Raw genomic sequence first — 26,061 nt, 5'->3', positions numbered from 1 at the left:
TTTAGATCTATAATATGAATACAATAACAAAAGAAATCAGCCTGCAACAAAGAGATAAAGCTGTCAACTGGCATCCTTATACGCAGATGAAAACAGCTGATGATGCCATTCCTATTGTAAAAGGAAAAGGAATTTATCTTTATGATAACGAAGGAAAGAAATATATGGATGTCGTTTCATCTTGGTGGGTTACTTTGCATGGGCATTCTCATCCTTATATTGCCCAGCGTGTTTTTGAACAGCTGAATACTTTGGAACAAGTTATTTTTGCCGGATTTACACATGAACCTGCAGTACAGCTTTCGGAAAATTTATTGAAGCTGCTTCCGGCGGGTCAGGAGAAAGTTTTTTATTCTGATAATGGCTCCACAGCAGTTGAAGTAGCTTTAAAAATGTGTATTCAATATGCGTACAATCAGGAAAAAAAGAAGACAAAGATTTTAGCTTTTAAAAATGCTTATCACGGAGATACTTTCGGAGCGATGTCTGTAAGTGAAAAAAGCTTTTGGACAAAACCTTTTGAAAGCATGCTGTTTGAAGTTGTTTTCATTGACACACCCAATCCTGAAAACCTGAAAACCCTGCAGTCACAGATTAAAGAACTGGCTGATGAAGTGGCTTGTTTTATCTATGAACCATTGGTTCAGGGTGCGGCTGGAATGCTGATATATGATGCTGAAGATCTTAGCCAGCTCATGAAATTCTGCCGGGAAGAAGGTATTCTTATGGTACAGGATGAAGTGTTTACAGGATTTGGAAGAACAGGAAAACTTTTCGCAGCAGATTATCTTACAGAAAAACCGGACATCATGTGCTTTTCAAAAGGTTTAACGGGAGGTACGATGCCCATGGGAATCACTACATGTTCCAATGAAATTTACAATGCTTTTCTGTCGGATGACCGTTATAAAACCTTATTTCACGGGCATTCGTTTACAGCTAATCCTTTAGCCTGTACGGCCGCTCTCGCCAGTATGGAAATACTTTTGACAAACGAAACTCAAATGAATATCAACCGCATCACTCATCAACATTCAGAGTTTGCAAAAGCACTTGCTTTTCATCCTCATGTAGAAAAGGTTCGTCAGATCGGGACTATTTTAGCTTTCGATTTTAAAACCGGGAATGGTACTTCTTATTTCAACGAAATAGGGAAGAAGCTTTACAATGAATTCTTACAGAGAGGGATTATTATGAGGCCGCTGGGAAATGTAATCTATCTGGTTCCACCTTATTGCATTACATCCGAAGAATTGGATTTTGTATATCAGAATATTATAGAAGTTCTGGATCAGTTTAAAGAATAGGTTGATTCTCTTCAGATTTTAATACACCTTATAGGTTTTGTAAGCCTATAAGGTGTATGTATTATGGTTTAAACAATCACTTCTCCTTTTGCAGGCTTCTTTAAAGCTCCTGTTCTCCTTTCTTCAAAATAGTAATCAATTCCTTCAATTCCTCTTTATTGAATTCCATTAAATTCTGATTTAAATAATGGGACGGAAGTTTTATATAGTTAACCCAAGAGGACAATTTCTCACGGTAAACACTCCCGAATTCAATATTACCCATCGTGACAAATTTATATTTGGTCTCCTGATTCGCTTTTTCATTTTCTTTCTGTTCCACGGTCTGAAGAGCCTGAATCAGCTTTCCTAGTTCATTCTTATCAATCGTAAGAGTCTTTTTCGATATTTCATCAAAGGTTTCATATTCATACATCATCCCCAGAAAAGTTTCTGATGAATTGTCCGAAGGATCTTTCGTTGCAATTTTTTGAATATTCAGGTTTTTAAACTTACCTACATTAATAATTTTCTTCTCAATTAATGTCCCTTTTCTTGAATTGATAGTAAGCCCGCGAGATGTTGGTATAGATCTTTGAATAGGAGGAGGCGTAATTTGAGCAGCTGCCCATGTACTTGATACAAAGGAAATCACAATGATGATTCTTTTCATTGATAGAATTGTTATTAGTTTTTTAAATGTAAATATACTTACTTCTTAATTAGTTTTTTTGTAGAAAATCTTCCATTTTCAAAAATTGTTTTTGCAAAATATACGCCTTTAGAAAGTTCGGAAACATCAGACTTATTTTCTATAACAGTTTTCACTAATTTTCCATCGGCAGAATAGATCTCTATTTTATCAATTTTTTCTTTTGACTGATACATTAAATGATGTTCTACGGGGCTTTCAAAAGTAATTTCAGGATTGTTTTTCACCGTTCCTTTTGTTGCTAATGTAGCAGTGCCGTTTAGAAAATATTTAACAATATTGAATGTTTCTCCATCGGTGCTCACAATGATATTATCATCAAAAACCTTTATTGAATTAATGCTATGATAAATTAAATTAGGATCATTTTCTATATATTCTCCAAATGCAGGATCAACAGCTCCATTCTGAGCAAGCTTAGAGATATAATAATAAGTATATCCACTACTATTCGGTCCAGCATAGCCCGCAATATAATAAGAACCGTTTTTTTCATAGATATCCCGAAATTCAAGACCAACAATCCCATTATAATTGAATGTGGTATCTGGTGTACCATCCGCATTAAGTCTTCCTAAAACAGGTGGAGTCTGCCCCGATAAATCATTTTTTGCATATACAATTTTATCAGCAGAATCTACTTTTACAATACTAGGTTCTCCACTAAACAAAACTTCTCCGTTATTGCCAAAACCGGCCATAAGCTGCCCGTCAACAGTATATTTTTTTATCTTACCATTTCCGAAAAAAAGAAGATTAAGCTGGTTATCTAAAATGATATTAGGAAGATAATTACTCTGAAAAGGATTCTGTTGATAAGTCAATATTTCTCCGTTATTCCCAAAGCTATTGTCTGGTGTTCCATCAGAATTTAATCTCAATGTATGAGTTTTCCAGTCAGTCTGTCCAAAAGAATCCATACTTATTCCTGAAACAAGAATTTTATTGCCCTGTTGTATAAGATTAGTTAATTCAAAAGAAACGGATAAATTGGCTAATGCCTTTATTCCTCCATTTCCGAATGAAGGGTCTAATTGTCCATTTGAAAGTAAGCGAACTACATCCAAATAATACGTACTGTTTGTAGAGTCATATCGTTTGAGTAGTAAAGTTAATTTATCATCGGTATATCTTATCACTCCAACAAGAGAACCATTATCGTAGTTCAAGGCAATTTTACCATTCGTACCAAAAGTCGGATCTAAAGAACCACTGTAAGTTGTCGCTTTAGAAATAATTAATTGGTTGGTGCTGGTATTGTAGGATTTATAAAATACTGAAGTTGTTGCTGCAGTTAATTCTCCTGAATAAGTGTTTCCCGTTCCTAAATATGAGCTTCCTGCTGGAAGAGTATAAATACCGTTTGAAGCAAACGCAGGATCTTTGGAAATAATTTGTGCAAAGGAAGCTTGTGCCACGAGAGTAAGCACAAATAATAATTGTTTTTTCATTGTTTGGTTTTTTAATAAAAATTTTTGAGGTTATAATGTAACCTGTGTAAGTATATAATTTTTAGGTTGTGTTTTCAAATGTATGATAAAAATTTTATAAAAGTAAAAAGATGTTCAGGTTTTTGTTTTACACCAGTCCATTTCCCCATGAATGCAATTCAGAAAGAATAGGCCCCAGTTTTTGACCTTTATCGGTTAATTTGTAATATACCTCAGGCGGAAAATTGTAGACTTCAATCCGTTCAATGATAAGATCTTCTTCAAGCTGTTTCAACTGCTCAGCAAGTACTTTTTTGGAAACCCGTGGCATGCTTCGCCAAAGTTCTACAAAACGTACTTTATCTTCCTCAAAAAGATTGTGCAGAATCAGCGGTTTCCATTTCCCTGAAAGGATATTCAGGCTCCGTCTTAATCCACAGTTTTTAAATTCTTCAAAATTCATAAGTCAGTTGAATATTTATGGTTAACCTTTTGGTAACCTTCGATTGTTTTATCCTGGTTGAGCAATAGCTTTGCCGTACAAACTTAGTCAAAATGAAATTACAATTATGGCGCAATGCAACATTGCTGTTGAATATTGATGGAATTTCCATCCTCGTAGATCCAATGCTTGGAGAAAAAGGGTCTCTCGGTAAATTCCCAATGGTAGACAACGAATTATTGAATCCTCTGGTAGACCTGCCTTTTAGCAAGGAAGAATTAAATCAAAAACTGGAAAAAATAGATGCTGTAGCCGTTACCCATCTTCATCCCGATCACTGGGACACTGCAGCTATTGAACTTCTGGACAAAAACATTCCGATAATCTGTTCGGATGTCATCTCAGAACAAATTACAGAACAGGGTTTTACAAACGTTATCGTTGTGAATAATAAACTCCATTGGAGAAACACTGAAATATCTATAACCAAAGGCCAGCATGGAACCGGAGAGATTGGAGAAAAAATGGGAATTGTGAATGGTTTTGTTTTTAAAGCAGATAATAAATCCGTTTATATTGCAGGTGACAGCATCTGGTATGATGAAATTGCAAAGGAAATTGATAAACATCAGCCACAGCACATCATTGTTGCAGGAGGGGCCGCTACTTTTTCAGTGGGAGATCCTATTATTATGACCAGTGAAGACATTATAAAAGTCTGTGATTACGCTCCGGAATCCACTGTTTGGGTAACTCATCTTGAAACCGTAAGCCATTGTAAGGAAGACCGGAATTTTATCCAGAAAAAAATAATTGAAAAAGGATACGAAAACCAATGTTTCATACTAAAAGATGGCGAAGAAGTAAACCTGAAATAAACAACAGAAGTTATGGCTTATTTTTTGAATATTCCCTGATAAATAATTTGTATGCTGTCAGTTTTTCTCTTAAATCTTGATTGGAAAGAATTATTATTGGGACACGAAGAATGGTCATTTCTTTTAGAGATTATTCTTCGTACCATGATTATGTTTCTGGCTATTATCATTGGACTTAGAATTTTAGGAAAAAGAGGTGTAAAACAGCTCTCAATCTTTGAATTGGTAGTTATTATCGGCCTGGGATCGGCAGCAGGAGACCCTATGTTTAATAAAGATGTCGGAATTATTTCATCCCTTATTGTTTTTATTGTTATTATTCTCCTATATTCTATTGTGACCCATTTTATAGGAAAAAGTAAAAATTTTGAAAATCTGGTTGAAGGAAAATCCATCTGCCTGGTAGAAAATGGCGAATTTTCAATTAAAAACTTTCAAAAAGAAAATCTTGGGAGTGACGAATTCTTTGCAGAGTTGAGACTAAAAGGAGTTTCGCAACTCGGGCAGATTGAAATGGCTATAGAAGAAATATCAGGAGAGATTAGTGTATTCTTTTTAGAAGGTGAATCTGTAAGATACGGGCTTCCTATTATGCCAGGCTCATTAGATAATCCGTTAAAATATATTCATGAGGAAAAGCATTACTCTTGTATATTCTGTGGGTTTACAGAACCTAAAAAAGCGGGTAATGCCGGAAGCTGCCCAAGATGCCAAAAAGAAGAATGGGTAGCTTCCAGCAATAAAAGACGTGTAACCTGACTATACTAATCCTCTACACATTTATTTCTCGCAGCCTTCAATCCAAAATACAACATCAGCATTACTGCAAAACTTAATAAATAAAATGAGCTGTTCCAGGAAATATCCCAATCATGCAGTTTTCCAAATAATGGAGGCCCAAATGCTGCAATCAGATATCCAACAGACTGCGCCATTCCGGAAATCTTAACAGCATTGATACTGCTTTTCGTTCTCGTAGAAAAAAACAGAATAGATAAGCTGAAAGATAAACCGTTGGAAATCCCTATGATCACAGCATTCACATAAATCCATTGAGATTTCAGGAACACAAACATCATCGTGCTTCCGAACATCAGAGTGCATATAAAAAGAATCATCAGTCTCTGATCTTTCATCTTGCTGGCAATAATCGGGCAGCAGAACGTCACAGGAATCATCGTAATCTGAATCACAAAGAAAACCCATCCCGAACTTTCTCCCTGCATATTAAAATCTGCAAGAAATGAAGGCAGCCAGGCCACCAGACAGTAATAAAATAAAGACTGCAAGCCCATAAAAATACTGATATTCCATGCCTGAGCAGATCTGAACATATTAAAATCAGAAGTACTGAGTGCTGTTTTCGGCAGATTTGGATTTCTTTTATTAAAGATAAATTCCAATGCTAAAACAAGAAAACCCAATGCTGCAATCACCAGCCAGATTCCTAAAGAACCTTTCCATCCAAACCCTGTCAGTTCCCCTATCTTCACACTAAAACCAGAAGCCAAAGCTGCTGTAAGATTCATGGATACGGCAAAAATACCTGTCATAAGGCCAATCTGCTTTGGGAAATTATTTTTAACATATCCGGGAGTGACCACGTTTCCAATGCATATCCCTAACCCAATGAATATAGATCCTAAAAATAACAGCCAAAGAGATCCGCTGATTCTTAGAAATAAGCCAAAACTTAAAATAATCAGGGAATACATCAGAAGTTTACTGATTCCGAACTTATTAGAAAATTTGCTGACCAATACAGAGCAAGCCGCGAACATAAACAGTGGAATAGAGGTAAGCAGACTTACCTGAAAATTATCCAGTTTCAATGCATCTCTTACTTCACCCAATACAGGAGCTACGGCCACAATCGGTGAGCGGAGGTTACTGGAAATTAATATAACTACCAGAACGTTAATGATTAATAAAACATACGAAGCATTCTTTTTTACTTCATTCTTCATCATAATAAAAACTTTTCCACAAAATTAGTACAGTAATTTTGTTTAATTTTGCCAAAGTTTTAACCTAAAACGACATGAACGCTAGCGACAGCATAAATATTGATGATCTGAAGAAGCCTTATTTTGTATGGTTTGAAGAAAACTGGGTTCATGATGATGTTCTTCACCATCATCAGAAAGGCCAGCTGGTATACGTGGAAAGCGGTTTTCAATACATTACTATTGAAGAAAAAATTTACCTGCTCCCACAAAATCATGCAGTATGGATTCCTCCAAACGCCGTTCATAAAACCAATTCACATTCCGAAAAGATCAAACTGATGATTATGTTTGCTGATATCAGGACAAAAAATCCTTTTTATCATGAAATCAATGTGTTTTCTGTACCCCCGGTTTTAAAAGAAATGATAAAATATGCTGAAAAATGGTCTAAGCAGATGAATTCAGATGACGATGAAAACCTATTTCTGAAAGCATTGTTCAACGAACTTCCACGATTTGTAGAGCATTCATTAACTCTTCATATCAGTCTTCCAAAAGATCAGCGTCTTACCAAAGTTATTGAGCATCTTCATCACCACTACCGGGATGAAATTAAAATGGAAGATCTCAGCGATACTGCACTTTTGTCTTTCCGTACATTAGAACGTATTTTCAAAAAAGAAACCGGGCTCACCTTAAGTAAATACCAGCAGATGCTGCGTATCATTAAAAGTCTGGAGTTTCTGAGCGCCGGTCATCTTACCATTTCAGAAACTGCTTATGAAGTAGGGTACAAGAGTGTACAGGCCTATACCAGAAGTTTTTGTTCTGTCATGCAGTTCAGACCCACAGATTTTATCAAAACAATTCAATAGCCGTTTAAAGCACGGCAGAGGCGGTCAAAATATAGCTGAAAAGAGAGTTATTGAGATCTTAAAACTTTGAGTATTCCTTTATATAAAAGCAATTGACTTGTTTGAAAAAGGATATAATTCACATTTTACATTATTTTCCACTTCTACAGTCAATATTCAATTATGATATTATTGAAAACAAAAAGGTCTCCACGAATGGAGACCTTAAAAAAACACAAATGATGAAAAAAAATTATTTCGATTCACAAATATAAACAAAAATCGTGTTATGCAAAACATCATAAGCTCATTTTTTTTAAAAAATATCTATTTTAAGTGAAAATAATTATTCTCTAAATGATTTTAGTTTTCTTTAGGATTCCGAAATTCTTTATGCAAAAAACATATCCTGTTAAATATAATTCGCTTCCTAATGAATTGTATGCCGTTTTTTAACCCAAATTGAAAAGTTGCAAAAAGTGAATTATTATAAAAACAAAGCTTCTTTAGCATGTTTTTCAAACAAATGTTTAACTTTTTTGTGACTCTACTCATAAAATTCTATAGGTTTTTTACAGTAATTTCTCCAAAACATATTGCATGAGTCCCAAAAAATTTAAAGGAGTTCCTAAACAAAAATTCGGAGGTTTCCATGATACGGAAACCAGAAAATTATTTGATCAGGACTCTATGGCGTTGAAATTTGAAACATTAAAAGAGCGTTTTTTTTCAGTCAATAAGTGGCAAAGTTATTGTGGAGAAGCATTTGCAGCATTTAAACTTTACGATTTCAATGGCCGTCCCGTGGATCGTGAACCACAGAAAGGAGATTTTATCAGGATTGATATTCCGGGACCGGGAGAATCTGAGGCCAAAGGATATGATTGGGTAGAGATTACAGATATCTGTTTTTATGAGAACAGCTTTGCTGAAAGTATAACAATGACCTGCAGACCATCCAGAAATCCGGAAGATAAAAAAAACCGCCATATTGCTCATTTTTACAGTTCCGGATCAACCTCTACTTTCATGATATCAAAAAGTCCTGCTCATTTAAAAGCCGCAGTGTATGGACGAAATGAAAGACCTAATCTGAATGCCAAATTCTTTGATGTTATCAGGAATCTTACTATCGCTGCCGGAGGAATGATGGGAGCTGCTAAAATACAATGGAAACAGCTCAGCGACGGGTTATTGGATTTTGAATAGCTATTTTCTGCCTTTTTTGATCTAGATCAAAGTTTAGTATTTGTTGTACAGGGACCTTTGCACCCGAATATTTTAAACAAAATTTATGAGTACAACATTAGAAAAAGGACAGACTATTAATTTCTTTCAGGTGACTGCTCCCATTATCATTTCGGTGTTTGGGGTTTATCTTACGATAGGAATTGCTCTGGGAGTACTTCCCGGATTTGTCCAGAACACATTAGGCTTTGATAGCATTATTGTGGGGCTTGTTATTGGCCTCCAGTCGTTGTCAACACTTTTGACCCGCGCTTATTCCGGCAAAATTACAGATACCAGAGGAGCTAAGAAAAGTAAAATGTCCGGTGTGATATTAGCGGTTATTGCCGGGATTGTTTATGTACTTGCGGTACTATTTCAGGCTCATCCGCTAATGGCGCTTATCTTTCTTTTACTAGCAAGAATCATCCATGGTGTTGGTGAAAGCTTTCTGGTTACGGGAGCATTAACATGGGGAATAGGGCTTGTAGGACATTCTAACTCCGGAAAAGTAATGACCTGGAACGGTATTGCTATGTATGCGGGAATCGCAATCGGAGCTCCTGTGAGTATCTGGTTGAGTAAAGAATACAATATTCTTCCTGCTTTTATCCTTATAGCCTTACTTCCGCTTGTAAGCTGGCTTTCTACCGCAAAACTTCCTTCTATTCCTGTAGATAAAGACCATGTGCGAACACCTTTTTACAAAGTAATCGGTGCAATATCAGGCCAAGGACTGAGTCTTGCTTTTTCATCAATGGCATTTGGATGTATCGCCTCTTTTATTGCTTTATTTTTCTCGCAAAAGAATTGGGGTGACGCTTCACTTGCCTTTATGGTTTTCGGAATATGTTACGTTCTTACCAGGGTTTTCTTTGCTTCATTTCCGGATAAATACGGAGGTTTTAAGATTGCTTTCATTTCTCTGATCATCGAAGTGGCAGGACAGCTGCTGATCTGGACGTCTGCTTCCAAAACATTGGCCATTATCGGATGTGGATTAACCGGGGTTGGATTTTCATTGGTTTTTCCAGCTTTGGGAGTTCTTGCCATTCAAAAAGTAAAACCACAAATGAGGGGAACAGCCTTGGGGGCATATGTTGCTTTTGTTGATCTTTCATTAGGATTGGCAGGACCTATTGCCGGACTTATTGCCGGCTGGTTTGATTATCAGGCAGTGTACCTTTTCGGGGGAATCAGCTGTGTTGTGTCTATGGTTATTCTACTATGTAATAAAAAATAAAAATGGAAAATTCTATAATTACTCAAGCAGAAAAAACAAAAAAAATACGTTCTGCATTTATCGTTAAAAATAAACATTATCTTACTCCACATCTTATCCGTGTAGTATTTGAAATCAATGAAAATCAGGTTGAAATGCTGGCTAATGTACGGTCTGGTTCTAATAACAAAATCTTTATTCCAACTAAAAAGGAAAGCGATCCTTTAATCAGAACGTATACTAACAGAAAAATCGATCTGGAAAATCGGGAATTAAGTGTAGATTTCGTTGCCCATGGTGATAACGGACCTGCTTCTGCCTGGGCATTGCAAGCAAATTCTGGTGATTCATTGGAAATAGGAATGAAAGAAAGTACAAGACCTCTGATTCCTGATGCCGATTTTTATCTGCTGGCTGGAGATGCAACAGCATTACCCGTTATTTGTGCCATTGCAGAACAATTTCCTCCTTATGTATCAGCAAAAATACTATTAGAGGTAGCAGGCAAGGAAGATGAACTTATTCTGTGTTCCGCAGCAGATATATCCGTTGAATGGCTTCATAATCCTCATCCGGAAGAGGGAAGCCGGCTCGCAGAAGCTGTAAAATCGGTTCAGTTTCCACCCGGAGTTTTGAAAGAATATGTGTATATCGCTGCAGAATATGCAACAGTACATGAACTTCGTATTTATTTTAAAACAACTCTGCAATGGGATCCTCATGGTTTATATATCTGCTCGTACTGGAAAGCCGGACAGGCAGAAAATATGTAGACCGTTTAGATAAAAATAGTAAGCAAAACCTTTTTATCACTACTTTTGCTTACATGCAGGAACTTTTAGCTTCATATATTAAAAATAGAATATCAGTAACGGATGAAGAATTGAATACCATTCTTTCTTATTTCAAATCTGTTCAATTAAAAAAGAACGAAACGCTCCTTACCAACGGGCAACACAGCCAACGGACATTTTTTGTTGTAAACGGATGTCTCCGTATATTTTTCATCAATGAAGAAGGCCAGGATTCCACGCGGTATTTTGCATTTGAAAATCAGTTTGCAACCGCATTAACCAGTTTTATTACTTCTGAACCCTCCGACGAATTTATTCAGGCCGTGGAGGATTCAGAAGTATATTACATTAGTCATGAAAGTTTTTACCATCTCCTGGAAATTATTCCGCAATGGGAAAAATTTTACAGAATATATCTGGAAACAGCCTATGTGAGCAACACAAAGAGACTGATGTCTTTCCTTGTTCAGGATGCCCTTGAAAAGTACCGTCAGCTGCTGAGTGAAAATCCTGTTGTGGTAAGACGGCTTTCTAACAAAATGGTAGCCTCCTATCTAAATATTTCTCAGGAAACCCTAAGCAGATTGAAATCAAAACTATGATTTTTTGTTTGATAAATCTAACATTATTAGTAATAGCTATTATTTATTTAAACCACTTTTAAACTGGCTAAAATTATCAAAAAATTAATACCAGAGCCTGTTTAAGAAAAATTTAAGCCTTATATTTGTACCCATGTTAAAATGGTTCTCCATATTATGCTCGATGATGTATGTGCTGGCTACCACCAATGCGGGGGAAGTACTGAAGGTGCCTATGTTTGTGGAACATTATATGGAATACCACGGAAGCTTATCAGAATTTGTGATGGAGCATTATGATAACCACAAACAGGATTCTGACTGGGATACCGATCAGAAACTGCCGTTTATCAATCCTCCCATCGTACTGACTGTACATGCCCAGCTTCCGGAACTTACATTCGAAATAAAAAAACCTAAAGAAATTACTGTTTCCAAGAAAAACAGTATTTATAAGGAAAAAGATTTCTCTAATTATTACCTTTCTCAGATTTTCCAGCCTCCGCGACTTTCTTAACAGATTTTATACTGACATTGCTTTAGCCTTAAAGCAGTTTATTTATTATTACATCAATTTAACCTGTTGTGCATTATAACACTGTTTATGATGTCTTTACTAAATTTTGTTTAAATTTTTCATCATGATAAGTTTACAACAAAGCACATGAGCATCAGGCAGATATTCTTACTTACGGGTATGATATCTTCTGCTATTTTACAAATAAAGACTTCAGCAACTTTAATAAGACACTTCGGGTTATCAATTAATAGTTTTTCCATGTTAAATAAAATTATTGAGTTTTCTGTAAAGAATAAACTCATCATTGCTCTGTTTACAGTGGGGCTTGTCCTTTTTGGGGTATATGAAACAACCAAATTACCCATCGATGCTCAGCCGGACATCACGAATAATCAGGTCCAGATCATTACCACAGCGCCTTCTTACGGTGCTGCAGATATAGAACGTCTTGTTACATTTCCTATCGAACAGGCTACCAGCAACATCAGCGGAATTACAGAACTTAGAAGTTTTTCACGTTTTGGGCTTTCATTGGTAACGGTAGTTTTTGATGATAAGACTGATGTCTATTGGGCTCGTCAACAGGTTCAGGAACGTTTACAGCTTGTTCAGGACAACATTCCTGCTGGAATCGGTAAACCGGAATTAGGTCCTATTTCCACAGGATTGGGGGAAATTTTCCAATATGTTGTAAGGGCCAAAAAAGGATATGAAAATGTCTATGATGAAACTGAACTCAGAACCATTCAGGACTGGGTGGTCAGAAGACAGCTTCTGGGAACTAAAGGAGTGGCAGATGTCAGCAGCTTCGGAGGAAAACTGAAGCAATATGAAATTGCCATTAATCCAAACAAACTTCAGGCATTCAATATCAATATCAACGATGTTTTTGGGGCATTGGAGAAGAATAACCAAAATACAGGAGGTGCCTATATTGAAAAGAAAGAAACCGTTCTGTTTATCCGAAGTGAAGGGCTTCTGGGAAGTACGGAAGATATCGGAAATATTCAGGTGGCAGAAACCAAAGAAGGTATTCCGGTACACATTAAAGATGTTGCTTCTGTGAAAATAGGTTACGCAACAAGATATGGCGCCATGACCTATAATGATACCGGAGAAGTATCCGGAGCTATTGTACTGATGCTGAAAGGGGAGAATGCCAATGTTGTGATTGGAAATATTAAAGAAAGACTGGAAAAAATACAGCAATCATTGCCTGAAGGCGTTGTCATTGAACCTTTCCTTGACCGTGCAAAAATGGTAAACAACACCATCAGTACAGTAAAAACAAACCTGATGGAAGGAGCTTTGATTGTTGTTTTCATTCTGGTTTTATTCTTAGGAAACTTCAGAGCCGGATTACTGGTAGCCTCTGTGATTCCTTTAGCCATGCTTTTCGCGATCATCATGATGAATATTTTTGGCGTAGGAGGAAATCTGATGAGTCTTGGAGCACTTGATTTCGGACTTATCGTAGATGGTGCCGTCATCATCGTAGAAGCTGTGCTGCATCAGCTGGCCCATAAAAAGCATTTCGGAAAAGACAATATGCTCAGCAAAAAAGAAATGGATGACCAGGTTTCCGGTTCTGCTACCAAAATGGTGAACAGTGCGGTTTTCGGGCAGATCATTATCTTAATTGTATACCTTCCGATTTTTACGCTTCAGGGAATTGAAGGAAAAATGTTTAAACCAATGGCTCAAACCGTTGCTTTTGCACTGATTGGAGCATTTATTCTTTCCCTTACTTATATTCCCATGATGAGCTCTCTGGTACTGAGCAGAAAAAAGAAGGAAAAAGAAAATATTTCAGACCGCGTAATGGGCAAAGTGGAAACGAGTCACCAGAAATTCCTGATAAAAGCCCTTAAATATAGAAAAACCATTATTCTGGGAGTATTAGCCCTGTTTGTTGGTGCTGTTCTTACCCTTTCCAGAATGGGTGGAGAATTCATTCCATCTTTGGAAGAAGGTGATTTTGCAGTTGAAATGAGAATCCTTCAGGGAAGCAATATTAACGAAACCAAAAAAGCAACCACTCAGGCCGCCAATATCCTTTTAACCCAGTTTCCTGAAATACAAAAGGTAGTCATGAAAATTGGTAGCGCAGAAATTCCTACAGAACCGATGCCTATGGATTCCGGAGATATGATCATTGTTTTAAAACCTAAAAAGGAATGGACTTCTGCCAAAACATTTCCCGAACTTTCTCATAAAATGAGTAAAGCTCTGAACGTTATTCCTGGATTGACTACCAGCTTCCAGTTTCCTGTACAAATGCGTTTCAATGAATTAATGACCGGAGCCAGACAGGATGTGGTATGCAAAATCTATGGAGAAGATCTCGACAGCCTTGCTGCTTATGCAAAAAAGATGGGAAGTATCATCAATACGGTAAAAGGTGCTCAGGATCTTTACATTGAGCCCGTTGTAGGTGCTCCACAGGTTGTGATTGATTATAACCGTTCTGAACTGTCCCGATATAATATTTCGGTAGCAGATATCAACAGAGTGATCAATATGGCTTTTGCCGGGCAGACAGCAGGGGCTTTATATGAAGGTGAGAAAAAGTTTGACATCGTTGTCCGAATGGATAATGAGCATAAAAAAGATATTACCAGCATTCAGAATCTTTTGGTTCCTACTTCTTCGGGAGAACAGATTCCATTGTCACAATTGGCAAAAGTTGAGCTTAAAAACAGCCCGAACCAGATCCAGAGAGAAGATACCAAAAGAAGAATTATCGTAGGATTTAATGTAAGAGGAAGGGATGTTCAGAGTATCGTGGAAGAGCTTCAGCAAAAATCAGGTAAAAGCCTGAAGTTACCACCTGGCTATACTATTTCTTATGGAGGAGCCTTTGAAAATTTAAATGAAGCCAAAGCCAGACTCGGAGTTGCCGTTCCGATTTCATTAGTGATGATTTTCCTGTTGCTGTTCTTCGCCTTTGGTTCTGTAAAACACAGCTTACTGATCTATACTGCCATTCCATTGTCAGCCATAGGAGGTGTTTATTTTCTGGCGTTGAGAGGAATGCCTTTCAGCATCAGCGCGGGGGTAGGATTCATCGCTTTATTCGGAGTTGCTGTACTTAATGGAATAGTTTTGATATCAGAGTTTAACCGATTGAAAAAGACCGGAATAACCAACACCAACAGAATTGTACTGATAGGGACAAAAATCAGGCTTCGTCCGGTTTTAATGACTGCTTTTGTTGCTTCATTAGGATTCCTTCCCATGGCGATCAGTAACGGTGCCGGAGCAGAAGTACAGCGACCTTTGGCAACTGTGGTTATTGGAGGTTTGATGCTCGCTACACTTTTAACCCTTTTTGTACTTCCTATTCTCTATGTTTTGTTTGAAAATATTAATAAAGATAAAATGAAATTCTCTAAAAAAACCAATTATAAAAAACTGTCAGTTTTCTTATTGCTTATCTCTTTCGGAAGTTTTCAGGCTCAGGAAAACATTACTTATGACCAAGCTTTGGAAAAGGCCTATCAGCAAAACGGAACCCTTAAAAATTCAAAATTAGTATCAGATTATCAGGAAAAACTGAAAGCCAGTTATCTGGATATTCCGCAGCTGGAAGTTACAGGAGGATTCGGGCAGATTCAGGGAGAGGAAACCGATAATTCATTCGGAATCTCTCAAAGATTCAACTTTCCTACCGTATATTCAAAAAGAAAACAGATGCTGGATGCGGAATGGTCTGCCAGTATCATCAATCAGAATCTGACCAAAACGCAGCTCACTAAAGAAGTTACAGACGTTTTCTACAGAATATTGGTACTTCAGGAGAAGAAAAAAGTATTGGAATATATCAGCCAGATGTACAATAATTTTGCTGACAAGGCCGGATTAAGATTAAAAAAAGGAGAAGCCAACATTCTGGAAGAATCAACCGCTGAAATCCAGAAAGAACAGGTGAAAGTACAGCTAAACAGTCTTGAAAATGACCTGAATATGGCAAAACTTCAGCTTCAGTTATTACTTCAGTCCGAAACTTCTTATCAGCCTGTTGCGGATAAACCAACGATGAATATCGGCCTTCAGATTTCCGAGGAAATGGTAAAACAACATCCTGAACTTCAGTATCTGCAGCAACAGATCAAAATAGGAGAGGCCGAAGTACAGCTGGAGAAAAGCAGACTTCTTCCCGACCTTCTTGTCGGATACACCAATCAGAGTATGAAAAACATCAACAATAACCGTTTCAATTCAGTTCAGGTGGGCGTAGGAATTCCATTGTTTACAAAAGGACAAAGAGCTTTGGCAAAGGCGGCGCAGGCTAAAATTGCCATCTCTGAAAATCAATACCAAAGAAAAGAAATTGAACTTAAAAACAGATTGAGACAGCAGCTGAATAATTATATGAACCAACAGAGAATCATTGAAAATTATGAGCAGAAACAACTTCCAAAATCTGAAACTATTTTAAAAACAGCCCAGAAACAGATGGAAGTGGGAGAAATTGATTATCTGGATTGGGTAATATTGGTGAACCAGGCCGTAAAAACCAAAGCAGACTATATTGATCAGCTGGAAAAACTGAATCAGATCAGTGCCGAACTTAATTTCTTAATTTCAAAATAACAACGTCATGCATTTCAAGAATATATCAATATACAGCCTTGCTTTAATCCTTACTTTATCTTCATGTTCAGGAAAAAAAGAGGAAGAAAAAACGGTTTACGAAAACACAAAATTTACCAAAAACAATGAAAATTCGGTTCATCTTACAGAAAAACAAATTCAGTCTGTAGGAATTACCACCACATCCATTCAGAACAGGAATATGGAAAAGCTGGTAAGACTGAATGGAAAAGCAGAAATTGCACCATCCCATATCAGTTCGGTTTCCAGTATTATGGGCGGACATATTAAATCTATCAACGTAATTAATGGAAGTCATTTCAACAAAGGTCAGGTTCTCGCCGTTGTAGAAGATCCACAGTTTATACAGCTTCAGCAGGATTATCTGGTGACAAAAGCACAGCTTGAAGCGGCAAGATTGAACTTTAACCGCCAGAAAGACCTTAATACGAGTAAAGCAAGCAGTGATAAGACTATGCAGACCGCTCAGGCAGATTATTCTACCCTTAATGCTACTTTAAAAGGACTTGAAGAAAAACTCAGAATCATCGGAATCAATGCCAAAGGTTTGAGTACCGGAAATATCAGAAGTAAAATCAATATTTATGCTCCGTTTACCGGTTTTGTAAGCAAGATTCTTGTGAACAATGGACAATACATCAATCCGGCAGATACATTATTTGAGCTGATCAATCCGGCAGGATTACTTTTGGAGTTAAAAGTATTTGAAAATGATGTGAATGATGTGAAAGTGGGCCAGGAAATTTTAGTGTACAACAATCAGAATCCGGATGTAAAATCCAACGCCAGAATCGTCAGTGTAGTTCCAAGTATTGAAAATGGGGGATCTGCAACGGCAATTGCTAAATTGTCTTCGGTAAATTCTGAATTTGTAAAAGGAATGTACATCAATGCTGAAGTAAATATCAGCAGCCGTTACACACAAGGGCTTCCCAACGAAGCGGTAGTATCTTTTGAAAACAAAAATTATGTTTTTGAAGATCTCGGAAAATCCAATTACAAAATGATTCCGGTAGTAATGGGAATTTCTGATGATCGGTTTACAGAGATATTAAAAGCTGATGTTTTAAAGGATAAGAAAATTGTACAGAAAGGGGCTTACAGCCTTCTGATGATGCTTAAAAACAAAGCAGAATAATTAAGTAAAACCACAAAAGTCACAAAAGCTTTTACTTTGAAACATCTTAATTAGGCCAGTTAAAATGATGACGCAGAAAATTTCACATAAGCGAAAATCAAAGATTTTCAAAAACTTAGGTGTACTTATTATGTTTAAGCAAGGTTCTTATGAAAGACTTAAGTGTAAAAAACTTTTGTGACTTTTGCGGTTAAAATAAACATACAAGAAAAAAAGATCAGTTATCCGGCTGATCTTTTTTATTTCAAACAATTGAAAAAAATGATATTTGACATGTTTTTCATTTTACAAAATATTATTTAATGCATAATTCATTTTAAAATAATACATTTAAGAAGTGAATAGTTTTTAAAGGATTTTTTAGATGAATAAGAAAAGAACTTTTATCGAAAATTTATGACAAAAAAACCTTTGCACAATTTCCATATTCCGGTAATGGGACTGGCTTACACCATAGACAGCCCGATTCGTGTTGCCCAATATGGAATTTCTTCTGTGATCTCCATCATTGATGATGAAATCCTTGAAAAGATGAAGAACTTTTATAATAAAAAGTTTAATCTCGACTATTTTGGAATCTCAACAAAGACAGATGATTACAGGGCAAAAAGAATTACTGCCTATCTGGATATGGTAGATGATATCGTGAATGAAAAATTTGAATCTTTCAAACAGGAAATCAGCAAAAATACTGAGGCATTAAAAGACTTCATGGCCATACTTCCGAATACTTCGGACCTTAAAAACGGACTTCAGAATCTTATCAATCAAAAAGATAACTGGAGCTCCAACATCAAGAACTTCATAGAATCTAACCTAAAACCGGGAAGTATTGACGTCAATATCATGACGAAAGTGGATAAAGACAATTATCAGAACAACGAACAGCTTCCGGTAATGTATAATGACGCCCATGCTTCACTGCGAGGATTTGCCAAAAGCAAACTGTCATCATCAATGGTTCTTTCTGCAGGAATGAATCCTCGTCTGTACAGCTACATGGAAGAGTTTGAAGACTTTTATCCTGATGAAAACGGAAATATTAAAAAGAAGATCATCCTTAAAGTAAGCGACTTCCGTTCTGCAATGATCCAGGGAAATTTTCTGGCTAAAAAAGGATTGTGGGTCTCAGAATACAGAATAGAATCCGGATTGAACTGCGGAGGACATGCCTTTGCAACCGAAGGAATGCTTCTTGGTCCAATCATGGAAGAATTTAAGCAGAAAAAAAATGAGCTTATACAGTCAGCACATGCCTTAATGACAGCTGCTTTGGAACAAAAAGGAAAATGTACTGTTTCCGAACCTCTGGAAATGAAAATTACCGTTCAGGGCGGAGTAGGAACTTCCGAAGAACATGAGTTTTTGCTGTCTAATTATCATGTAGACAGTGTAGGATGGGGCTCACCATTTTTACTGGTACCAGAAGCAACATCTGTAGACACCGAAACCCGGAATCTGCTTGTGAAATCAAAAGAACAGGATCTGTATCTGAGTAATATTTCGCCATTGGGAGTTCCTTTCAACACGGTAAAAGGTACCTCTAATGAAACATTGAAATATGAAAAAGAAGCCAAAGGTAAATATGGAAGTTCATGTCCCAAAAAACTTTTGGCATTAAGCAAAGAATTCTCTCCCGAAGGAACCTGCACCGCTTCCAAAAAATATCAGGATATAAAACTGAAAGAACTGTATACTGACCGGGAAACCTTAACAGAAAAGGAGTTCGATAGAAGAAAGTCTCAAATAACCGATAAAGCATGTTTGTGTGTAGGACTTGTGAATGCGGCATATATGGAGCAAAATCTTGAAATCAAAGGAGAAAAACAAGGTGTTGTGATATGTCCCGGACCCAATATCGCCTTTTTTGATAAAGAAGTTTCACTTTCGGAGATGATAAAACATATTTATGGAAATACCAATATTCTTTCCCATACTCAACGCCCGAATATGTTCATCAACGAACTGAAAATGTATGTTGAGTATCTGAGAAAGGAAATCACATCATCAGTAGAGATTACCCATTCCCAAACAAAAAAATGGAATACTTTCAAGAAAAATATACTTGAAGGAATAGAATATTATCATGATCTTTTTAAAGGATCATCATTCTTCGGCAACGGATTATCAACCATCAACCTGCAATTACAGGAGTATAAACTTCAGCTTACTTCTATTGAGGTTCCACAGGTTGAAAAATAACCGTATTTTTTAATTGATAGATAATAAAAACAGCTTTCAACGCGGAGGCTGTTTTTGTTTTTTTCTGTTCTGTTGAAGAATCGTACAGATGCTAGATTTATAATAGTATGCCTAATCTTAGGCGATAAAAAATCAAGATTTTCAATAAGCGCGTGTCTAGTTTTGCGGGATACAATTTTATCGGAGATAAATCCTTGCGTCTTATAAGTGATCTTACAAATAAAAATTCTTTGCGTCTTTGCGTTTATCCAACTTCCAATCATTTAATAAAGTGTTAAAAACAGATTTTGCTTTTTCTAATAAGTATATTGTTGGAATATCGCAAAGGCGCAAAAGGTTATAATATTACTTTATAAATTTAAGACGCCAGAAAATCAAAGATTTTCAGCAAGTGTGTGTCTAATTTTTACAGCATACAATTTTATCGGAGATAAAATCCTTGCGCCTTATAAACGATGTTACAGATAAAAATTCTTTGCGTCTTTGCGTTTTTCCTAACTTCTAATTATTCCAAAAATAATAATCAAAAAAATCGTGTAAACATCAGCATTTTCATTAATAATAACTATAATGGGAATGGCTATTTTGAATATCCTCAGGGCTTAATATTCCTTACCTTAGAGGTCACTTAGTAAAATTATTTTTATGGAAAAAAGAAAGATCAAGAACACCGATTTAACGATTGCGCCAATCAATTTCGGAGGAAATGTTTTTGGATGGACATTGGATGAAAAACAGTCTTTTGATATACTGGACCGCTTTACAGAAGCAGGATTCAATTTTGTAGATACTGCAGATACTTATTCATGGTGGGTAAATGGCAAAGGGGGACAGTCTGAGGAGATCATCGGAAAGTGGATGAAAAGCCGTTCTAACCGTAATGATATCGTTCTGGCAACCAAAGTAGGTTCTGAAACCAAAGAACATGGCTATGATATCAGCAGAAAACACATTTTACAATCAGTAGATGAGTCGCTGAAAAGGCTTCAGACCGATCATATTGATCTTTATTATACACATTTTGATGACAATATAACTCCGGTAGAAGAAACGCTTTCGGCGTATGATGAGATCATAAAGGCTGGAAAAGTTCGTTATATTGCTGCTTCCAATTTATCACCTGAGCGATTAAAAGCATCATTTGAAGCTGCAGAAAAGAATAATCTTCCAAAATATGTTGCATTGCAGCCTCACTATAATCTGATGGAAAGAGAAGGTTTTGAGGGAAATTATGCACCTCTGGCAGAACAGTTTGATTTAAGCGTATTTCCTTATTGGTCTCTTGCTGCAGGTTTTCTAACGGGTAAATACCGTGATGAAGCCGATCTTGTGAAAAGTGCGAGAGGAGAGGGCGTAAGAAAATATTTAAATGATAAAGGGCTTAAAGTGTTAAAAGCATTGGATCAGGTAAGCGCAAAACACAATACTACCCAGGGAACGGTTTCTCTGGCATGGCTGTTATCCAATCCTTTGATCACGGCTCCTATTGTAAGTGCTACGAGTGCATCACAGCTTGAAACGGTATTCAATGCCCCAAAACTTATTCTGGATCAGGAAGATATCGATCTATTGAATAAAGCGAGCAACTAATTTTTCAACTTTCATTATAGACTAAAATTAAATCCGTTCAGTGATGAACGGATTTTTTATGATGTGACGACGCTAACCACCCCGTCAAAAATTCTTTGAATTTTCGCCACCCCTCCAAAGGAAGGGAATTCAGGTTTTCGGTTGTTATATTCAACATTTAATATTAATCAGAATATTCTTTCAACAGCTGTCTGTAGCTCATCAATATTGAAGATTTTGAAATAAAGCCTACAAAATCATTATTTTCGCTCACTACCGGAAGATTCCATACGCCTGTATCATCAAAAGTCTGAAGAATATCCAGCGGTTTATTTTCACGGTGCAGGATAGCCGGTGGGGTTTTCATAATCTGGGCAACCAGTTGGGAAGTATCCATCTCTTTGTTAAAAAGATAAGGTCTTATATCATCTAATGTAAGAACTCCTCTCAGTTTTCTATTTTCATCCACAACGGCAAAAATATTTTTGTCGCCATTCTTTACCATTTCAAAAAGTTCTGTAACAGGAGCATTTTCATTAATTGTCTGTGAATATTTATCAATAAAATCTTCAGTTCTCAAAGCAAAAAGAAGGTTTTTATCATGTTTATTGGTGAAAATCTTTCCTTCATCTGCTAATGATTTCAGTTCCGGAGAAATTGGGGAAAACCATTTGGCAATAAGGTAAGACATCACAGAAACAATCATCAGAGGAATGAACAAATCATACCCGAAGCTGGATTCAGCAATCAGAAATATTGCCGTAAGAGGTGCATACAAAACGCCGCTCATTGCTCCGGCCATTCCTACCAGAACAAGATTCGTTACAGGAACATCTGTAAAACCTATATGCTGGCAAACCAAAGCAAATAAGTAGCCTAAAGTTCCTCCTGCAAAAAGGGATGGAGCAAAATTACCTCCGTTACCTCCGCTGAATATCGTAAAAGAAGTGGCAAATGCTTTTAACAGCAATACCAGAACTAAAAATATAATAATGGTCCATTCTCCGATCTCAAAATATCTGAAAAAACTGTTTTCAATAATAGAATGGGTATTTCCGTTGGTAAATGCTTTCACGGTTTCATATCCTTCTCCGAATAAGGGAGGAAAAAGAACACATAATAACGAAAGTACAGCGCCTCCAAACATTGCTTTACGCATTCTGGAAAGCTGAAGCCCTTTTATAAAATGTTCTACTTTTTGAGAAATAATTACAAAATAACGGGCATACAAGCCTGTTACAATTCCTAAGATAAGGTAATAAGGAACATTTTTATAGTTGAACGCATCTCTTGTATAAAACCTGAAAAGAACATCTTCCTGAAGCAAAATCCTCGACAAAAGACTTCCGCAGACAGCAGCCACAACCAAAGGAATAAAGTCTGTAAAAACCACTCCCGTCAACAGAATTTCAAAGGCAAACATAATTCCGGCAATAGGCGCATTGAATGCCGATGCAATCCCTGCTGTAGCACCTGCAGCCAGCAATAAAGTACGTTCTTTGTAACTTAATCTGTAGGTCTGTGCATAGTTTGAGCCAATAGCAGCTCCGGTAACGGCTATAGGACTTTCCAGCCCTGCTGAACCTCCCAACCCTACGGTAACCGCACTTTGTATCACCTGAGAATACATTTTAACGGAAGCTACGATACTGGAATTCTGTGCAATTTCATAGAGAATAGCCCCGATACCTTTACGGTCCTGTCCTTTGAACAATGTCAGAACAATCATGGTTGTAAGAACAATTCCTAAAAAAGGAAAAACAATATAGAACAGGATCTGATATTCAAAGTGGACTTTATTGGTAATAAAATTGTGGATGTAGTGTACCAGCGTTTTCAGAATAACTCCTGCAAGACCCGCCGTACAGCCTACCAGAATCCCGGAAAGAACAAGAAACTGATTTCGGCTCAGCCTGTTGTTCAGCCAATGCAGAATAAGCTCATAGCTGCGTGCTTTTTCTAATCCGTATTTCTGGAAATCTCTTTTAAATTTAAGGAAGCTCAGGTACTTTTTTTTGTTGTGAATTTTCACCTTGGAAACATTTTTATGCTGCTATGAATGGATACAGCTCCGTAAATTTATGAAATATCTTACAAAAATACCTAAAAACACCTTTCTCAATTTCTGTTCATCATCTTTATTTATGACAAACTTTATCATTTTTTCTTAGAATTACCCGTCAATAATAATCCTGCAGCTACTGCTCCAATAAGTCCTGCACCTGCCCAGATCAAAGGTTTTGCGGGAATGGAAAACAATGTTTTCCCATCAATTCTCATATTTCCTTTAGAAGGTTCCTGTACATTTCCGCCGGTATTTTTATCCTGATGCGCTTTTTTCATGACCATCCGCATTCCTGCTGAAGAGACATAGCGGATGACTCCCGGAAACATTTCATATAGGTTTTTAAATACCACTGCAGACCAATCGGGATAGGTAGCTTCTTTTGGGTTCTTGGCAGTCTCTACAATGGAAGCGGCCAGTTTACGCGGATCAAATGAAGGAGGAGGTGTACTGAGTTTTATTCCTGAATAATTAGCGGCATGTTCTATTCCTGATGATTTCTGAAATCCCGGGTAAAGCGCACAGATATGAATATCAGGAAAATCTGAAACTTCTCCCTGTAAGGTTTCCACCATACCACGGATTCCAAATTTTGAGGCCGTATAGGCTGTTCCATACGGTGCAGGCATCCATCCGCCAATGGAAATATTGTTAAGCAATACTCCCTTTTTTTGTTTCTTAAAGACAGGAAGCACTGCATGGGCCGAGTGCATATATCCCAGCAGGTTTGTTTTCACGATCTGATCGCTCACATCAACCGGAATTTCCTCAAATTTACCAAATGCCAGCACTCCGGCATTATTAACCCAATAATCAATTTTACCACTAAATTCAAGGGCTTCTTTAACTAAATTTTGAACATCTCCGGCTATAGAAGTATCTGTGGGAACAACAATCACCGTAGCCCCAAGTTTTCTGCATAGTTCTGCCGTTTCTTTCAAAGCTTCTTCACCTCTTGCTGCCAGCACAAGATCTGCTCCCTGTTCCGCAAAAGCTTCTGCTGTTGCTTTCCCAATACCACTTGAAGCACCTGTAATGACCACTGTTTCTCCAAAAAAAGGAGGTCTTCTTTGATTTTTCATAATAATAGAGATTTAAGTGTTGGTATTTTTTCTAATTATCCGTTTCCTGTATTTCTTTTCGGAAAGAGAATAAGCCTGATGGATGGATTGTTGGTGATAAACAGACGGAACCAGTCCATTGCCATCTGAATTTTATTTTTGAATCCTACCAAAGGAATAATATGAATGAAAAGCCAGGTGAGCCACGCTATGAATCCATTAAAAGAATGCTTTGGAAGATCTACCACAGCATTGTATTTTGAAATAATGGCCATACTGCCTTTATCATTGTACCGGAATTGCTCCAGAACTTTGCCGTCTTCTATCCGTTTAAAATTAGCAGCGAGATTTTTACCCTGCTGAATGGCAACCTGAGCGAGCTGAGGATGGCCTTTCGGATATTTTTCTTCGGCCAGCATTAAAGAAATATCTCCCAATGCATATATATTTGTGATTCCTTCTACTTTGTTATAGGCATCCACCAAAACCCGTCTTCCTTTTCCAATGCTTTCTTCCGGTAAACCCGGGATTTCTTTCCCTATCACCCCCGAAGTCCATATCAGGGTTTCTGTCTCGATAGAATTTCCGTCACTTAATATGACTTTATTGTCTGTATAATCTTTTACGGAAACATTCAGCAGAATTTTAACGCCTAATTCTTTCAGTTTTTCATAGGCTGTTTCCTGGGCGAGTCGGCTCATGGGTGAAAGTAAGGTAGGCAAAGCATCAATCAGATAAAGATTAGAAAGCCCCAGTTTTATTTCAGGATATTCTTTCTGAGCAATATATTTTCCCATTTCGGCCAGCATCCCTGCCAGTTCTACTCCTGTAGGACCACCTCCTGCAATCACGATATTCTGAAGTTTTTCTGCTTCTTTGATGTCTTTATTCCGGGCAGCTTCTTCCAGGGTCAGCAGGATATGATTTCTGAGATAAAGAGCTTCTTCAATATTTTTCATAGGCAGGGCACATTTCTTTACATTCTCCATTCCAAAGAAATTAGATTCTGTTCCTAATGCCAATACCAGATAATCATAGTTCAGGTTTCCCGTATCAGTTTCTATTGTTTTACTTTCAGGGTTTACTTTCAACAGGCTTCCCATATGAAATTTCACATGTTTATCGTTGGAAAAAAGTTTCCTGAAAGGGTAGCTGATATTGGAAGCTTCTATAAAGGAAGTTGCAACCTGATAGATGAGTGGCGGGAAAAAATGATAATTATTCTTATCAACCAGGGTTATTCTGAATCTTTTATCATTTTTGAGATATTTGATAAGATTGATGCCCGCAAATCCTCCTCCTATGATTAGAATATGCTTTTTCATAATAAATTGTTATTGAAATGGTGTACTGAAAGAGATTCAATAACAGGACCAAAGAAGTTCCAAAATAAATATTTAACATAATGTTTAAAACAACAAAACCTACCTTGTTTTAATGAGAAACAAGAGTTTCAGGATGTACCGTCTATTTTCCTTTTAACGTTTCGCACGATGTTTGCAGCCTGTTTAAGA

Annotated in this window: 20 protein-coding genes; 13 read left to right on the top strand and 7 right to left on the bottom strand. The window is 37.0% G+C overall.

All coding sequences use genetic code 11. From position 1 onward, the window contains the following. The first annotated feature begins 14 nt into the window (after nucleotides 1–14). Nucleotides 15–1,307, top strand: a complete 1,293-nt coding sequence (gene bioA, locus ACLMCG_RS01570; protein WP_413958527.1) for an adenosylmethionine--8-amino-7-oxononanoate transaminase — start codon at nucleotides 15–17, stop codon at nucleotides 1,305–1,307. Nucleotides 1,308–1,407: 100 nt separating this feature from the next. Here bioA and ACLMCG_RS01565 read toward each other — a convergent pair whose 3' ends face one another. The 3 genes from ACLMCG_RS01565 to ACLMCG_RS01555 form a co-directional block, all read right to left on the bottom strand. Next, nucleotides 1,408–1,959: a hypothetical protein gene (locus ACLMCG_RS01565; RefSeq protein WP_413958526.1), complete on the bottom strand. Its 552-nt coding sequence runs from the start codon at nucleotides 1,957–1,959 to the stop codon at nucleotides 1,408–1,410. A gap of 38 nt (nucleotides 1,960–1,997) precedes the next feature. Continuing rightward, the gene (locus ACLMCG_RS01560) at nucleotides 1,998–3,449 is read right to left on the bottom strand and encodes a T9SS type A sorting domain-containing protein (protein ID WP_413958525.1); all 1,452 of its coding nucleotides are present in this window, start codon (nucleotides 3,447–3,449) and stop codon (nucleotides 1,998–2,000) included. 127 nt (nucleotides 3,450–3,576) lie between these two features. Continuing rightward, nucleotides 3,577–3,891 carry a winged helix-turn-helix transcriptional regulator gene (locus ACLMCG_RS01555; protein ID WP_413958524.1) on the bottom strand — a complete coding sequence of 105 codons (315 nt, stop codon included), beginning with the start codon at nucleotides 3,889–3,891 and terminating at the stop codon, nucleotides 3,577–3,579. 92 nt (nucleotides 3,892–3,983) lie between these two features. Between ACLMCG_RS01555 and ACLMCG_RS01550 the strand changes: the two genes are divergently transcribed. Beyond that, the gene (locus tag ACLMCG_RS01550) at nucleotides 3,984–4,748 is read left to right on the top strand and encodes an MBL fold metallo-hydrolase (RefSeq protein WP_413958523.1); all 765 of its coding nucleotides are present in this window, start codon (nucleotides 3,984–3,986) and stop codon (nucleotides 4,746–4,748) included. Between the two features lie 51 nt (nucleotides 4,749–4,799). Continuing rightward, nucleotides 4,800–5,507 carry a DUF421 domain-containing protein gene (locus ACLMCG_RS01545; RefSeq protein WP_413958522.1) on the top strand — a complete coding sequence of 236 codons (708 nt, stop codon included), beginning with the start codon at nucleotides 4,800–4,802 and terminating at the stop codon, nucleotides 5,505–5,507. A gap of 5 nt (nucleotides 5,508–5,512) precedes the next feature. On the opposite strand, the gene ACLMCG_RS01540 is transcribed toward ACLMCG_RS01545, so the two are convergent. Next, nucleotides 5,513–6,718, bottom strand: a complete 1,206-nt coding sequence (locus ACLMCG_RS01540; protein WP_413958521.1) for a CynX/NimT family MFS transporter — start codon at nucleotides 6,716–6,718, stop codon at nucleotides 5,513–5,515. Nucleotides 6,719–6,789: 71 nt separating this feature from the next. Between ACLMCG_RS01540 and ACLMCG_RS01535 the strand changes: the two genes are divergently transcribed. The 10 genes from ACLMCG_RS01535 (at nucleotide 6,790) to ACLMCG_RS01490 (ending at nucleotide 21,442) form a co-directional block, all read left to right on the top strand. After that, nucleotides 6,790–7,572: a helix-turn-helix domain-containing protein gene (locus ACLMCG_RS01535; RefSeq protein ID WP_223600623.1), complete on the top strand. Its 783-nt coding sequence runs from the start codon at nucleotides 6,790–6,792 to the stop codon at nucleotides 7,570–7,572. A 579-nt stretch (nucleotides 7,573–8,151) separates the two neighbouring features. Further along, a complete protein-coding gene (locus ACLMCG_RS01530; protein ID WP_223600624.1) occupies nucleotides 8,152–8,760 on the top strand; it encodes a hypothetical protein in 609 nt (202 codons plus the stop codon). An 85-nt stretch (nucleotides 8,761–8,845) separates the two neighbouring features. Beyond that, a complete protein-coding gene (locus tag ACLMCG_RS01525) occupies nucleotides 8,846–10,021 on the top strand; it encodes an MFS transporter (RefSeq protein WP_413958520.1) in 1,176 nt (391 codons plus the stop codon). A gap of 2 nt (nucleotides 10,022–10,023) precedes the next feature. After that, on the top strand, nucleotides 10,024–10,773 hold the full coding sequence (locus ACLMCG_RS01520; RefSeq protein WP_413958519.1) for a siderophore-interacting protein: 750 nt from the start codon (nucleotides 10,024–10,026) through the stop codon (nucleotides 10,771–10,773). A 53-nt stretch (nucleotides 10,774–10,826) separates the two neighbouring features. Beyond that, nucleotides 10,827–11,396: a Crp/Fnr family transcriptional regulator gene (locus tag ACLMCG_RS01515; protein WP_413959406.1), complete on the top strand. Its 570-nt coding sequence runs from the start codon at nucleotides 10,827–10,829 to the stop codon at nucleotides 11,394–11,396. 133 nt (nucleotides 11,397–11,529) lie between these two features. Further along, a complete protein-coding gene (locus ACLMCG_RS01510; RefSeq protein WP_413958518.1) occupies nucleotides 11,530–11,892 on the top strand; it encodes a hypothetical protein in 363 nt (120 codons plus the stop codon). A 261-nt stretch (nucleotides 11,893–12,153) separates the two neighbouring features. Beyond that, nucleotides 12,154–16,491 carry a CusA/CzcA family heavy metal efflux RND transporter gene (locus tag ACLMCG_RS01505; protein ID WP_413958517.1) on the top strand — a complete coding sequence of 1,446 codons (4,338 nt, stop codon included), beginning with the start codon at nucleotides 12,154–12,156 and terminating at the stop codon, nucleotides 16,489–16,491. A gap of 7 nt (nucleotides 16,492–16,498) precedes the next feature. Then, nucleotides 16,499–17,650: an efflux RND transporter periplasmic adaptor subunit gene (locus ACLMCG_RS01500; RefSeq protein ID WP_413958516.1), complete on the top strand. Its 1,152-nt coding sequence runs from the start codon at nucleotides 16,499–16,501 to the stop codon at nucleotides 17,648–17,650. A 396-nt stretch (nucleotides 17,651–18,046) separates the two neighbouring features. Continuing rightward, nucleotides 18,047–19,852, top strand: a complete 1,806-nt coding sequence (locus tag ACLMCG_RS01495; protein ID WP_413958515.1) for a hypothetical protein — start codon at nucleotides 18,047–18,049, stop codon at nucleotides 19,850–19,852. A gap of 645 nt (nucleotides 19,853–20,497) precedes the next feature. Continuing rightward, a complete protein-coding gene (locus ACLMCG_RS01490; RefSeq protein ID WP_413958514.1) occupies nucleotides 20,498–21,442 on the top strand; it encodes an aldo/keto reductase in 945 nt (314 codons plus the stop codon). A 163-nt stretch (nucleotides 21,443–21,605) separates the two neighbouring features. On the opposite strand, the gene ACLMCG_RS01485 is transcribed toward ACLMCG_RS01490, so the two are convergent. The 3 genes from ACLMCG_RS01485 to ACLMCG_RS01475 all read right to left on the bottom strand — a co-directional run bounded on the left by ACLMCG_RS01485 (nucleotide 21,606) and on the right by ACLMCG_RS01475 (nucleotide 25,872). Further along, a complete protein-coding gene (locus ACLMCG_RS01485) occupies nucleotides 21,606–23,453 on the bottom strand; it encodes a chloride channel protein (RefSeq protein ID WP_413958513.1) in 1,848 nt (615 codons plus the stop codon). 125 nt (nucleotides 23,454–23,578) lie between these two features. Continuing rightward, a complete protein-coding gene (locus tag ACLMCG_RS01480; protein WP_413958512.1) occupies nucleotides 23,579–24,568 on the bottom strand; it encodes an SDR family oxidoreductase in 990 nt (329 codons plus the stop codon). Between the two features lie 35 nt (nucleotides 24,569–24,603). After that, nucleotides 24,604–25,872 (bottom strand): NAD(P)/FAD-dependent oxidoreductase, encoded by a 1,269-nt coding sequence (locus tag ACLMCG_RS01475; protein WP_413958511.1) that lies wholly within the window; start codon nucleotides 25,870–25,872, stop codon nucleotides 24,604–24,606. Between the last annotated feature and the right edge of the window lie 189 nt (nucleotides 25,873–26,061).

This window comes from Chryseobacterium sp. S90, from assembly GCF_047444895.1.
Taxonomy (GTDB): Bacteria; Bacteroidota; Bacteroidia; order Flavobacteriales; family Weeksellaceae; genus Chryseobacterium.
The sequence above is the reverse complement of the archived record's forward strand: the minus strand, read 5'-3'. Positions and strand labels throughout refer to the sequence as shown.

What these genes read in the sequence shown, in the direction of transcription:
- bioA (WP_413958527.1), top strand. Translation starts at nt 15, where the DNA reads ATGAATACAATAACAAAAGAAATCAGCCTGCAACAAAGAGATAAAGCT.
- ACLMCG_RS01565 (WP_413958526.1), bottom strand. Translation starts at nt 1,959, where the DNA reads ATGAAAAGAATCATCATTGTGATTTCCTTTGTATCAAGTACATGGGCA.
- ACLMCG_RS01560 (WP_413958525.1), bottom strand. Translation starts at nt 3,449, where the DNA reads ATGAAAAAACAATTATTATTTGTGCTTACTCTCGTGGCACAAGCTTCC.
- ACLMCG_RS01555 (WP_413958524.1), bottom strand. Translation starts at nt 3,891, where the DNA reads ATGAATTTTGAAGAATTTAAAAACTGTGGATTAAGACGGAGCCTGAAT.
- ACLMCG_RS01550 (WP_413958523.1), top strand. Translation starts at nt 3,984, where the DNA reads ATGAAATTACAATTATGGCGCAATGCAACATTGCTGTTGAATATTGAT.
- ACLMCG_RS01545 (WP_413958522.1), top strand. Translation starts at nt 4,800, where the DNA reads ATGCTGTCAGTTTTTCTCTTAAATCTTGATTGGAAAGAATTATTATTG.
- ACLMCG_RS01540 (WP_413958521.1), bottom strand. Translation starts at nt 6,718, where the DNA reads ATGATGAAGAATGAAGTAAAAAAGAATGCTTCGTATGTTTTATTAATC.
- ACLMCG_RS01535 (WP_223600623.1), top strand. Translation starts at nt 6,790, where the DNA reads ATGAACGCTAGCGACAGCATAAATATTGATGATCTGAAGAAGCCTTAT.
- ACLMCG_RS01530 (WP_223600624.1), top strand. Translation starts at nt 8,152, where the DNA reads ATGAGTCCCAAAAAATTTAAAGGAGTTCCTAAACAAAAATTCGGAGGT.
- ACLMCG_RS01525 (WP_413958520.1), top strand. Translation starts at nt 8,846, where the DNA reads ATGAGTACAACATTAGAAAAAGGACAGACTATTAATTTCTTTCAGGTG.
- ACLMCG_RS01520 (WP_413958519.1), top strand. Translation starts at nt 10,024, where the DNA reads ATGGAAAATTCTATAATTACTCAAGCAGAAAAAACAAAAAAAATACGT.
- ACLMCG_RS01515 (WP_413959406.1), top strand. Translation starts at nt 10,827, where the DNA reads ATGCAGGAACTTTTAGCTTCATATATTAAAAATAGAATATCAGTAACG.
- ACLMCG_RS01510 (WP_413958518.1), top strand. Translation starts at nt 11,530, where the DNA reads ATGTTAAAATGGTTCTCCATATTATGCTCGATGATGTATGTGCTGGCT.
- ACLMCG_RS01505 (WP_413958517.1), top strand. Translation starts at nt 12,154, where the DNA reads ATGTTAAATAAAATTATTGAGTTTTCTGTAAAGAATAAACTCATCATT.
- ACLMCG_RS01500 (WP_413958516.1), top strand. Translation starts at nt 16,499, where the DNA reads ATGCATTTCAAGAATATATCAATATACAGCCTTGCTTTAATCCTTACT.
- ACLMCG_RS01495 (WP_413958515.1), top strand. Translation starts at nt 18,047, where the DNA reads ATGACAAAAAAACCTTTGCACAATTTCCATATTCCGGTAATGGGACTG.
- ACLMCG_RS01490 (WP_413958514.1), top strand. Translation starts at nt 20,498, where the DNA reads ATGGAAAAAAGAAAGATCAAGAACACCGATTTAACGATTGCGCCAATC.
- ACLMCG_RS01480 (WP_413958512.1), bottom strand. Translation starts at nt 24,568, where the DNA reads ATGAAAAATCAAAGAAGACCTCCTTTTTTTGGAGAAACAGTGGTCATT.
- ACLMCG_RS01475 (WP_413958511.1), bottom strand. Translation starts at nt 25,872, where the DNA reads ATGAAAAAGCATATTCTAATCATAGGAGGAGGATTTGCGGGCATCAAT.